Here is a 12,265-nt window from a genome sequence, read left to right on the forward strand (position 1 = left end):
ACTGAAGTGCCTAACTTCCTGTAACTACCAGAACGATGCTTCTGTCGTCGTTAAAGACTAACGTTACATACTTACCGGATGTCTTTGCGTTTGCCAATTCGGTTTCTTCGGCTTGACTAAGGTTACCCGGCATGTAAAAATAATTTGTTAGCGAACCCGGTTTTCCGGTTGCGGGTGGGCGCCCATATTCATCTGAGCTAACACTAACCTGGGTAGAGCCATTCACCTGATCGATAGCTGTAACGAAACCGCTGATCAGGTTATAATTATTAAATGTGCTTATTTGAGATGTAATAGGAGTTCTTGGTGTTCTGGTGTCCAGAGGCAGTGCAGGTGAATTCGTAGATTGATCCCATGGTTGGGCGGGATTTCTGTTGGAACCTACTGCTACAGCATACAACCCAAAACCTTCATTGTCCCAATAATAATTCGGGAAACCACAGGCTATTGGCCCACCAAACCAAGTGTAGTCATTCGGCGCATTAAATGCTGTTCCGCTTGAACTGTTGCTGCCATTTGGAGCATACGGTCCTGTTCCGGTAGGACAACTGCCCGAAGAACTCAAGGTGTAACCGGATTGATTCCACCATTCGTCACAGTATTCAAAATAGCATACACCGAGATTCATTTGCTCTGCATAAGCTGCCGGAAGCATTGTTTCCAATACGGTTGCCACGTTTTGCTGGGTTTCGGTGTTAGACATGATTTGCAAAGGACTCAGAGTGTTTTCGCTGGTACGTGACGTTGCCGGGAAACCGTATTCGGTCAGAATGACCGGTTTAAGTGCCGCACCGCTCAGTTTCGCATACCCGCTAGTAATGGTGCTATTTCCGAACACAGAGGCAAAAGTTTGAGGCTGATACGTGTTTACACCCCAAAAATCAATACTGGTGCAGGTTGCCATCTCAGTTTCACAATTTTCACAGATACCGGGATCATCGTGATTGGAGATACCGATTAATTTATCAGGAGCAGCCGTTTTTGCGATCAATGCCATCGCCTGAACCTGACTCCACCAATAGGTTTGGTTGGTCGAAGGACCATAGGTGTCAACGGATCCATTGTCCACTTCATTGGCAATGATAAATCCCATTACCGCCGGATGCGACCCCAAATTGGTCACGGTAGTTTGAAGATTGTTCTGCCACCAGGTTTGATCAGGCGTTGGCACCTGGCCAGAATCGAATAGTTGGGTTGGAAGTGGAAAACCAACTAACACGTAAATACCAAGTTGATAACATGCATCGAGAAATTTCTGGTGTGTAAAGATTGTATCCGTGTTCCATTGATTCGGAAGTTGTTGGCTTAACATACAGTAGACCCGAATGGTGTTAATACCAAGTGCTTTTATTTTGGGTAAATCGTTTTCCCATGTCTGCTCCCAGCTTGTAATCGTTGTACTACCGGAAGTATAGGTGTCCCAAAACCAATCTCCAATGTTCGAGGCATTGTTATTTGATCCTCCGATCGGGCAAGGCGAGTAACAAACTCCCTTTATTCTGAAGGGACTAACCGCTGAGCCATTGGTAGTAACAGTCATTGAAGCAATAGGACCACTATTACTTTGTGTAACCGAACACTTCCATGTTGTTGTGTTTACTGAATTCATAATTACGCTTATTTAGTTTTTTCTTTTGTGGGGATCGCCCCGCTTACGGAGCAAAGATTTATCAATTTGCTGAAATGGATAAGCGTATAAAGCCCTGTTTTCAAATACAGGTATATTTGACCGTTTCGGTATATTTTATAGGTATAAATACGCGGTTAGTCATCAAATGAAAAAGCAGGAAAATAAGTTTGAGTTGGAGTGTGAGTGTGAAGGGAAAAGCAATAAGTTACCTGAATATGCTAGCAATAACCGAAGCTATTACAAGTATCAGAAAAGAGTAAATTGAAAACCTTCCCATTCGAAAAGTTGCATCAAGCAATTTGTTTAGCTGTGCATCGTCTTTTTTAAAAAGATCTTTTCGATTGGAATACAGATTAAGAGGATTCGATGCGCTTCCTTTCATAACGCCGGATTGGATAGCACTTTTTGCAGCCAGGTCCGGATACTTTTCGAAAAAGTAATCGTCGAACTTCATTTTGTTTCTGCCGTAAGAGATACCAAATAATACAGGACCTAATAGCGTATATGCCACAGGCATGAAATTCCACATGCCTTGTGGGAGAAATGAAATTCCGATGATAAAAAGAAGAGCGAGGGCACAAAAATAAATGTTTGAAGACAAGGGTTTCATAGAGTCTTTCTGGGATCAGATTGAAATCAAATATAAGGTTAAAACAAAAAGCAACACCTTTCGGTATTGCTTTTATTGGGTGCGCAACTCAGTTCAAAGTTCGAACCGGATTTGAGGTTCTATCGTATGAATGAAATCTACCATTTCTTTTTAGACCATATTCTTTTTCATTGATCACCATGTTGAAGCTAATCTGCATCGTTTGATCATTTTAGGTCTGTCCTGATTAGATGTCTTGAGGAAAAGGATCATTCCATTTAATCTTCTTACCGAACAAATGCTGCTCATTGGCTTGCAACAAGCATTTTTCGAGTGCTTTAATCATATTTTCCTGATCTATATCCTGCCCGATGAAAACAAGTTCATTCATACGATCTCCCCATTGTTTACTCCATTTACTTTCAATGTACTCTTTATTATCCACAAAAGAAGGGTAGTTTATTCTTTCTTTAAACTCCATGCTGCACCACCAAACTCCTGCTCGTTCTAGACGGGAAGAACCTCCTGCCTGTGAAAAATTCAAGGCATCATCAGGTCGAGAAGCCAGCCAAAACAAACCTTTGGCCCTGATAACTCCACCCGGGTATTCTTCATTGAGGTAGTTCCAGAATCTTTCAGGATGAAATGGTCTTTGATCACGAAAAACAAACGAACTGATTCCGTATTCTTCTGTTTCAGGGGTATGGGTTTCTGCTTCTAACTCTTTTTGCCAACCAGCCGAATTTTGCGCTTCTTCAAAGTCAAACAGCCGGGTATTCAAAATCTCGGATGGGGCAACTTTTCCAAATTCGGAGGAGATTATTTTTGCTCCCGGATTGAGCTTATGAATGGCAGCTCGAAGCAGTCCCACCGTGTTTTCAGTAACCAAATCTGTTTTGTTCAAAATGATCACATTGGCAAATTCAATCTGGTCGGTCAACAAGTTTACAATAGTCCGGTAATCACCTTCCATATCGGTCAAACTGCGATCCTGCAAAAGCTCAGTTGTTCCGAAGTCTTTGAAAAAATTGAAGCAATCCACTACCGTAACCATCGTATCAACATAACTGAAACGGGAAAGATCAATTCCATTTTCTTCATCCACAAAAGAAAAGGTTTGAGCAACGGGAACAGGCTCGCTAATCCCTGTGCTTTCAATGAGCAGATAGTCGAAACGTCCCTCTTTCGCGAGCTTCTCCACTTCAATCATTAAATCTTCCCGCAAGGTGCAGCAAATACAGCCATTACTCATTTCTACCAATTTCTCTTCCGTTCGGGAAAGGACATGTTGGTTTTCTACCAATTTTGCATCTACGTTTACTTCACTCATATCGTTAACAATAACGGCCACTTTCAATCCGTCTTTGTTATGTAAAATATGATTGAGCAATGTTGTTTTACCCGCTCCAAGAAAACCGCTCAGTACAGTTACCGGAAGTTTGTTCGTCGTTGTATTCATAAATGTGATTGTTATTTTGAAATTTCTGCTTGATATAACTGCTTGTTTTGAGAGTTGATCATCGAAACTGTCAGCTTGTTCGATGTAAGCTGAACACCCATAAATCCAAAGTCACCAACTGCAAATTTGGTCATGCTGGAGTCAGTGGTAACTCCCCTGAATTCGGATCCGGCACCGCTCACGAAATAATGTGTGTATCCAACCGGCTTTTGATGCTGTAAGTCGTGGTCATGACCGGCAAAATAAACATCTACCCGGTATTTTTCGAAAACAGGTAAAAAGGCAGCCCTGACATCCAACATTTTACCTCTGCGGTAACCGGTGGTAAACAAGGGATGGTGTCCGACAACGATTTTCCATTTGGCTTTTGACTGCCCGAGGACATGGTTCAGCCAAACCAGTTGTGCTTTTTTGTTTTGTCTCCCCAAACCATTGTATCTTAATCCTTTTAAGGTTCCATCGAACGGATTTGTGTCAATGAAAACAACTAATACGGAATCAGATGAATGAGGAATTCCTTTTGTGAAGCTATCATACCGTTTTTCCGTTTTCCAGCGGGGATTGATTTTGTGGTAGTTCAATTGTGCTCTGATCCGCCCCATATAATCATGATTGCCAAATGCCGTATACCAATCGCGTTTCAGGTTTGTATCCACGTAAACGTTTTCAAAGGAGCATTCCCATTGCGGATCTTTTACGCTTTTCACTCCCTTCGGATAAAAATTGTCCCCAACACTAATAATGAAGTCTATCGGATGAATGAATGCTTCAGCAGCCATTGCTTGAGCAACATTCCGTTGGTTTGTATCACCTTTCCCCCAATCGCCAATAACAAAAAAACGAAGTCCTTGCTGAGTATCGGGTATCCGTCTTTCCCGGATATCAGAAGCATCACTGAAACTCAGTAACCAAGAAGAAAAAAGTAAAGCTCCTAAAAAAATTAACTTAAACATACTGTGTGGCGTTTTTAAGATATTCGATGACCGTTTTACTGCGTTATACAGTGCAATCCTTTGCACATTTCCCCTGTTTATGGTTGTAAAAATGCAGCATTATGATGCTAAGAGCGGGAACGTATCCAAGCATTTCATGAAGCGGTATCATTCCGAATGACTCATTTAGAATCATCAGGAGTAAAACAATCCAGGAACACCATAAGGTTATTCGAACCCAATTTTTTGTTGTACTGCCAATTGAATTGTAAATGGCAATAAACGAGATAACAATAAATATATAATCCATGAGTTGCCACCAAAAAGGAGTATCCATGCAATAGGTTGTTGAGCATGCTTTTGCCAAAAATATAAACGGTGTTACCGCGCAATGGATCAGACAGATGGTACCGGAGGCAATTCCCAATGTATCTGCTTTGATTTTTAGTATCATACTTGTTTTAACCAATGAATAATATTTTGCAGGTGCTGCTCCCCATAAAGCGAAACAAATTTTTGTGTTTCCGGATTGCTCCGTTTTTGATAAACCTCCAGACGTTGTTGTGCAAAATCTTTGGTCAGATTGATTTTACAATCGTTACTAATGCAGTTTTGCCATTGTTCAAACGTTTGTGGAATCATAAATTAAATCTCTTTAATGCAACAATGTTGCGAAACTAATTATTATTTTCTAAAATTGCAACTATGTTGCGTTAGCATTTTAATAAACTCATGAAGCAATCACGAAATACAGCTGCAAAAACAAAAATTCTGACTATCATAAAGGACTCTGAGATGGCTTTGTCGCGTTCGGAAATACAGTCCGTATTGAATGGGTTATGCGATCGAATTACAGTTTATAGGGTATTGAACCGTTTGGTATGTGAAGGTTTGGTCCACAAGGTGATCACTCTGGATGGTGGAGTGAATTATGCAATCGGTAACACGGAATCCTGCAACCATTATCACATCCATTTTAGTTGTCAAAAATGCCAATCGATTACCTGTATGAACGATATTAAACCGTCATTTCAGTTGCCGGAGAATTACAAGGTCAATTCGATAAATTTCACGGTTTCCGGACTTTGTCCGAGGTGTTCGTAAGTGAATAAATAGGCTTTCCTAATTTTTTCGAAATCGAACATGATAAGTGGACGGAAATTATTCTTCCAGGAGGATCTCGCTCCCGCTCTGAAAAGAATCGGGACAGAGCGTCCCGATAGCTATCGGGAGTGAGAGTGAGGGGGGGAGTGAAAAAAAATTGGGATCATCACTGAGGTAACAATCCCGATTCTTTTTTGTCTGCAAGTTGGTCTGAAGCAGAACCAACAGCATTCATATCAAAACAGGATCAAAAATCTTTAATCAGCCAGATATTGCTTTGTAGTTGATACCTGCTTCACATAAACAGTCGCATTTTTCTGGATAACGAATTCACTCATTCCCACATGGGTCGGGTTCCCCGGATTCCAGTCATAGGTATAACCGAGTTGTGTCCACGGATACTGATCGTAGAGTTGACAAGCGTAATAGCGACTAATCCGGCTTTCATTGATCCAGGTGATGTAATCCGGAGGCGTATTAGCCGGAAAGCAGGTAGAACAGGATTTATCGTTAATCTCATTGTCGGGACACGGACGGAAAAGATCCGAAGGTTTTACCCAAAACTCTACGAAATAGTTGTAATTGGTTCCCGAAGGCGGTAATCCAAGTAATTGTTTGAGGCGCAGATTGGTATCCGCTATATTTTGTTGGTGAAACCAGTTTTTCAGTTGCGGAGAAGTGGTTACCCAGATCTGGTATGGTCCCGTATTATAAAGCGAATCTCCGCCGTTCGGGTAATAAGAGACACTTTTCCAAGTTACGACGAGCAAATAGTTCTCACCGTTAAAGGTCTTCCAGGTAAGGTTTGGGTTTTGAGGCGTGATCGCGACCAGGTTGGTGTCAATTTTTGACGAATCGGGATAAACGGCTGTGCTCATGGCATTGCGGTAGAGCGTTCGAAGGTTTTGTTGGGCGTTTAAGGATGCTGTAAGTAACAAGCTGGCACATAGCAGCAAGCCTAATAGTGGATTTCTTTTCATGTGAATAGTGTTTAATGGGTAAAAGGTATTTAAAATTTTGAATAGATTGGTCGCCGTAAATAAAAAAGAATCGTATTCTTAGATCTGTTTTTTTAGGAGCAATTCGATAAAGAAGTAGAACCACTTTATAACTCAAACTCTTTTTCCCAATATTCTAAAAGTGAATTTCCATAAAGAATGACATCCGTTCCCTGATGAGCTGAAATTACCGGACTTAACGATTTATCCTGAAAAATAACCAGATGGCGATTAGCATATAAGGGGATAAAACCAATGATCTGTTCGACATCAAAACCTGATTTTAACAGAGGCTCCTTTGTATAATTCATGAATTCAAATAGCTCGTCAACCATCCATTTTGTTCTTTCATAATCTTCCGGATACTTGTATAACATTCGACCAAATTCATCCTCAATTTCTTCATCAGGATCAATGGAAATCTCATCCCGGTCAAAACCATTCATTACCGTGAGCATGGATTTATAGTCATCAGGAAATTCGAATCCGAACAATTCTTCCAACGATTCGATTTCAAATTCACTTAATCCAGGATTCCATTTTGTTCCAGGCTGAATCTGAAACCCATAACAATTGGAGTAAAGCGGAATCGTCCTGAATTTTTTCTCTGATCGTTGTTTAAATTTTTTCCAGTCCATGAGGATAATTGATTTAGGCTAAAGATCAAAAATAAAACGAAACAATCCGAAGCCAGATTCTCCTCACACTCAAAACTCACGCTCAATCTTGCAAAAAGAAAAGTTAGAACCATGCTCACCAATAAACCAACGTCAGATACCCTTACTGGTTGATCACTTCCGGCCAGGAAGATCACTTCCAAACCAAATTGTGGCCCGCATCCTTGTTCCATTGATTCCAGTCTACTTTTGTTGCTGTTTTGACGGCTTTCACTATTCCTGCAGCAGCGATGAACAAAAATCCGTTTCCAAAAACCGGCTGGCCTTCCGTTTGTGAGCCTGAATTTCCATTGTGCAGTTTCTGCGACTTTCCGGTGACAATATCGTATGTCATGACTGCTCCGTTTTCCACAGCCAGGTAAACGGTATTATTCGCTATCACCGGAACTTGTTCGGTGGAAAGCTGAACGGGCTGTTCCCACAGTTTTTGTTCAGTCACTGCATCAAAAGCGTAAATATGATCCTGATCCGTCATGACGATATATTTATTTTGATAAACGACCGGATGCGATCCGTTAAAATTCATTTGTTCGACAGCTCCTCCGGGTCTCAATGCTGCTACGGGTGAGTCAAAAACCTGCTTTACATCCAGCGTTTTTCTGTCGAGCGAAACCAGTTTTTCAGCTCCATTCACTTCTGCGGTCACGAATATTCTATCACCGCTTATAGATGGCGACGACAAAACGAAAACGTCCTTCGTTGTTGCTGTGCGAACCCCTGTTTCCTTATTGAATATGTAGTAGGTTCCGCCCTGCGAAGCCACGTGAACTTCCTCGCCTTCCACCACAGGGCAAGCAAGTGCTTCATGGTCGAGCTCCTGCATCCAGTTGAACTTGCCCGACCGGAGATCAAAACTTACCAATACAGGTTTCCCTCCATGTTTGTAAACCACAAAAACATCATCATCAGCTGCAGTTGGCGTAGAATACACGGTGCCGGCCAGCCATTTACTCCAGAGCAATTTCCCTGTTAAGGCATCTATGGCGTAAAGTGTGCAGGAATATGTGTTGATCAGTAAAACTCCTTGGTGGGAGACTGCCGGCGACAATCCCGATTCGCCTAACTCAAGTCCCCAGAGAAAGCTTCCTGTTCCTGACTGGACGCAGAAATAATTAGACGAATACGCACCCTGCTGGGAATACAATCTGTTCTCCATGACTGTCGGTGTGCCGGTAGCGCCGGAACTTGTGCCAAAGTCGAGTGTGTAGCCCTCTGGTGTTTTCTTCAGGTAGTCTGGAGGTGCCGGAATGGACTTAACAGGAGTTTCCTTGTATGTTGGAGTGATCGCAACAGGTGGAACAGGAATAAGCGCTGTTTTTTTGTACTGCGCGATTAACTTTTTGTTCTCTTCGATTTGTTTGAGTCTTTCAGCTTCCGCGAGCTTTCGGCTTTCTTCCGCTCTGCGCATTTCCTCCTTTTGAGCGGCCAGAATTGCCTCAATTTCTGCTGAACCGCGGTATCGTCTTGAAGCCGAAGCCATTTTAAATCCCTGCGTTGACGTCGCTTCCACCAAATGAACATTTTGCTCGTATTTGAAGTTCATCACGTAATCGGTTCCTTTTTCGAGCAGAAAAACGCAGACGCCATTCTTGTTTGTAACTCCCTGATAAACCCGTTTTCCTTTTAGTGCACTCATAAAAATCGGTTCATTCTCTAAAGGTTTGTTGTCGTAGTTACTCAGCGTCAGCGTAAAAAGCACATGCGTAGAAGTACCGTTCGTGTTGGTTATCAAAGGCTGAATAATCGTGTCGCCTTTGATCGTTTCGCGGATGTTAGCTTTTTCATAAAACACAACTTCTGTCATTTGCAGTCCCTCGTGATTGGGAACAGCCAGTGTTTTAAATGCTATTGTCTGATCCATATCAATTTCGTAGTCTTTTCCCGCCGGCACGTAAAAAATGGCTTTGCCCTGAGAATTGCTGGTCGAAGCATATCTGGCTTTATCTGCCACAGAGACCATCTTTACAGGAACATTGGTCACAAGTGTCCCATCCTGTTTTTTAACGAGAATGGTGACTTCAGCGGCCTTTATATCGTTCCTTAACTGCAGCGGGGAAACATCTCTGAAGTTTATTCCGCTGCGATCAGCTTTTGGTTTTTCCGCAAATATACCTTTCGGATCGTAGGTTACCGATTGGGTAAAAGTCCCATAGAATCCCTCCTTTACTTCCTTCTTTATTACATTTTTCATTTCCAGATAGCTGAAGCTATAAAAACCTGGCTCAGACAACTTAAAAATCGCTTCGCCGGCAGCGTTGGTTGTCGACTTCAGAACAATTTTCCCGTCAGTATGTTCGCCGGTTACAACAATATTCGGAATGGGCTTATTCTGAGTGTCTTTTAAACGAAGCGTAAAAACAGTTTCCTGTGCGAAAAGACAGAAACCCTTAAAAAGGAAAAATACAAAGAGTGTGAAGATTGATTTCATAAGCACATTTTGGAGAGTATTTGTCTATAGCGACGATTGTGGTTTTAGGTTACAGGCAATATCCTAATTGTTGATAAATTTCTTACTGAATATGCGCATTTTGAAACTAAAACGAAACAATCCGAAGCCGGAATCTCCTCACACTTAATCCTACAAAAAAATAGGAGCGTCGATAGACAGTGTGAGGCAGGGCCCCGAAGTATCGGGACAAGTTGTGAGTATAGAGGGAAAAGAAAAAGCGACTGGATTAATTTCGTATAAAGTGTAACATTTTCGAATTCCCGCTGTGGTCTTTTAATTCGAGGAAATAAATACCGGAAGGTAATCCGGACACGACTAATTCCAGTTTGTTTTCCTGCATTACATGGGGTATTTCAACAACCGTTCCAGCTGCCGAATAAAGGTGATATTCCCATACAGGAAGCTCGGTGGTAATAGTCAGTTTGTCATTAGCGGGATTCGGGTATGCAATTACTGCATTCATTTCATTTGTTTCGAGACCTAGAACTGATGGCAGACAGTTCTCAATACTATAGCTATATGCTGTGCCTAGATTTTCAGTAACAGAACTGCCGTTGTAAGAGCATAAACTTTGATTTATTTCGAATGAACGGGAATAGGGGCGAAATAAACCCTGAAGACTGCCTATCTTCTCAACAATTATGTCCGAATTTGAAAGGTGGAAGTGTTTCAACATGTCCCCGTCAACATCTTCCATCGTGATGCTGTCGACGGTAATATAGTATACATAACTACCAACTTGATCCGTGTATGCTGTATCATCTACCTCAAGTGTAAAATCATAAAGCAGGTGATAAACTCCTGTATCCACCACTTCAGACTGAAAATTAAATGGTCTGTTATTAGATACAAAGTTGAAATACACTTTATCAGCTGTAGAATAGTAATTTCCCAGCCAAACTCCGTCGTCGAATAGCATTATAAGTGTATCCGTATTAAGTGGAAACGCTTCAAAATGTTCGATATAAGTTGACCAAGGACCATCAGGAGGAAAATTCATCCAGATATATCCGACTTCCCAGGTTGCATATTCATTGGGAAAGGCAGTTTCTTCCTGCGCTGATACCGAAAACGGAGAGGATAATAGAACCGCAATAATGAGCCGCAAATAAATCCGGGACACAAATAAAGTGTGGTGGTGTTTCATAAGCAGGAGTTTTAATGAATCAATAATACCATAAAACACCGGATAAATGTTACTAGTAAAATAGTTGGTTACTACCGATTGATCAATGGAATCATTGAATTTGGAAGAGGGTGAGAGAGGAGGGGGAAAGGAAATCGGTAAAGAAGTAGAACCGAATTTATAACTCAAACTCTTTTTCCCAATATTCCAAAAGTGAATTTCCGTAAAGGATAACATCCGTTCCCTGATGAGCTGAAATTAACGGATTTAACGATTTTTCCCGAAAAACTACCAAAAGCGATGGGCATTCGCACTGCCGACACTTTTAAAGGGGTAATGACTTTGCAGAATCGTTTGCGGACCATAAAATAAATTTTTTTCCAAAGACGACTTTTCGGCTTCTCGATCGGGGCTAAAAAAGGAGTTTCCATAAACGTTTTTGTACCAAAGACTGGGCAGAAGTAATTTTGTGACAAAAAAATGGGAGAATTTTTTTGACTGTTTAAAGACATGATTTTCAGTTTAGAGCGATTTTTAATAGGAAGAAAATTGTTTTTCACACCTCATTTATTGAGGTGCAAGTGTAACTATTCACTCGATAGACGGTCTAAGATTTGAGGGCTGTTTGAACCGAAAAAATTAAGAAATATATTGGTTTACTCCCTGAAAATCGTAATTCATACTCAATAACACTACCATGAAAAAAAGCTTTCCATTTATCGCAGTCTTCTTCTTTTTAATGAGCTGTAATCCCATCATGATGAAAATATATGGAATAAAGGACCCCGAACTGGAAAATGAACGAACCATCAAAAAACGTGCACTGAAGTACGAATTGGATACGACGAATATCGTCACTGTAAATAGCAGTGATTATCTAAAAATGATGAAATCGAAAGCTATTCCGGATGCTGCAATATTTGACAGTCAGGGCAAATACATTGAATACCGTCAGACTGATACCTCTTGTAACGCAGGTTTATTCCAGTTCATTCCCGATTTGAATACGGATGCTTCCTATCATAAACCGGACAGTGCAAACCTGCAAACTGAATGGGTGAAATTCCGTGATCTGAAAGGAAACAAGCTGAAAAATGCAGATCCTGCTGATTTTTATGTCTTTATCTACTGGGCGGTTTGGACTGGAAAACTCAATAAGGACCATGTGAAAATTTGGGAAGATCTGGCGAAAAACAATAAAAATTGTAAGATTAAAGTGGTCAAGGTCAACATGGATTTCCAGGAATATTGGGATGCTTCTGACAAAGAAAAATTAGTTGGAAAAGGCAGAAGGAGATAAA

10 protein-coding genes are annotated in these 12,265 nt (G+C 41.2%); 2 read left to right on the forward strand and 8 right to left on the reverse strand.

Annotated features, from left to right (window positions below):
* Window positions 1-10 precede the first annotated feature (10 nt).
* From AAG807_RS13545 to AAG807_RS13560, 4 genes are all read right to left on the reverse strand, one after another.
* On the reverse strand, window positions 11-1,609 hold the full coding sequence (locus tag AAG807_RS13545) for a cellulase family glycosylhydrolase (RefSeq protein ID WP_341904890.1): 1,599 nt from the start codon (window positions 1,607-1,609) through the stop codon (window positions 11-13).
* An 857-nt stretch (window positions 1,610-2,466) separates the two neighbouring features.
* Entirely contained in the window at window positions 2,467-3,678 is a 1,212-nt protein-coding gene (locus AAG807_RS13550) for a GTP-binding protein (protein WP_341904893.1), read from the reverse strand.
* Window positions 3,679-3,689: 11 nt separating this feature from the next.
* Window positions 3,690-4,631, reverse strand: coding sequence for a metallophosphoesterase (locus AAG807_RS13555; RefSeq protein WP_341904896.1), 942 nt, complete (start codon window positions 4,629-4,631; stop codon window positions 3,690-3,692).
* A 43-nt stretch (window positions 4,632-4,674) separates the two neighbouring features.
* The gene (locus AAG807_RS13560; RefSeq protein WP_341904898.1) at window positions 4,675-5,064 is read right to left on the reverse strand and encodes a MerC domain-containing protein; all 390 of its coding nucleotides are present in this window, start codon (window positions 5,062-5,064) and stop codon (window positions 4,675-4,677) included.
* 278 nt (window positions 5,065-5,342) lie between these two features.
* Between AAG807_RS13560 and AAG807_RS13565 the strand changes: the two genes are divergently transcribed.
* Window positions 5,343-5,714, forward strand: coding sequence for a transcriptional repressor (locus AAG807_RS13565; protein ID WP_341904900.1), 372 nt, complete (start codon window positions 5,343-5,345; stop codon window positions 5,712-5,714).
* Between the two features lie 257 nt (window positions 5,715-5,971).
* Here AAG807_RS13565 and AAG807_RS13570 read toward each other — a convergent pair whose 3' ends face one another.
* The 4 genes from AAG807_RS13570 to AAG807_RS13585 all read right to left on the reverse strand — a co-directional run bounded on the left by AAG807_RS13570 (window position 5,972) and on the right by AAG807_RS13585 (window position 10,985).
* Window positions 5,972-6,694, reverse strand: a complete 723-nt coding sequence (locus AAG807_RS13570; RefSeq protein ID WP_341904902.1) for a hypothetical protein — start codon at window positions 6,692-6,694, stop codon at window positions 5,972-5,974.
* Between the two features lie 125 nt (window positions 6,695-6,819).
* On the reverse strand, window positions 6,820-7,350 hold the full coding sequence (locus AAG807_RS13575; protein ID WP_341904905.1) for a hypothetical protein: 531 nt from the start codon (window positions 7,348-7,350) through the stop codon (window positions 6,820-6,822).
* A gap of 172 nt (window positions 7,351-7,522) precedes the next feature.
* A complete protein-coding gene (locus AAG807_RS13580) occupies window positions 7,523-9,817 on the reverse strand; it encodes a PQQ-binding-like beta-propeller repeat protein (protein ID WP_341904907.1) in 2,295 nt (764 codons plus the stop codon).
* Between the two features lie 247 nt (window positions 9,818-10,064).
* Window positions 10,065-10,985: a T9SS type A sorting domain-containing protein gene (locus AAG807_RS13585; protein WP_341904908.1), complete on the reverse strand. Its 921-nt coding sequence runs from the start codon at window positions 10,983-10,985 to the stop codon at window positions 10,065-10,067.
* A 676-nt stretch (window positions 10,986-11,661) separates the two neighbouring features.
* Here AAG807_RS13585 and AAG807_RS13590 point away from each other — a divergent pair.
* Window positions 11,662-12,264 (forward strand): hypothetical protein, encoded by a 603-nt coding sequence (locus AAG807_RS13590; protein WP_341904911.1) that lies wholly within the window; start codon window positions 11,662-11,664, stop codon window positions 12,262-12,264.
* Window position 12,265: the final 1 nt, after the last annotated feature.

The sequence above is a fragment of the Fluviicola taffensis DSM 16823 genome (assembly GCF_943372375.1).
In the GTDB taxonomy this organism is placed as follows: domain Bacteria; phylum Bacteroidota; class Bacteroidia; order Flavobacteriales_D; family Crocinitomicaceae; genus Fluviicola; species Fluviicola taffensis_A.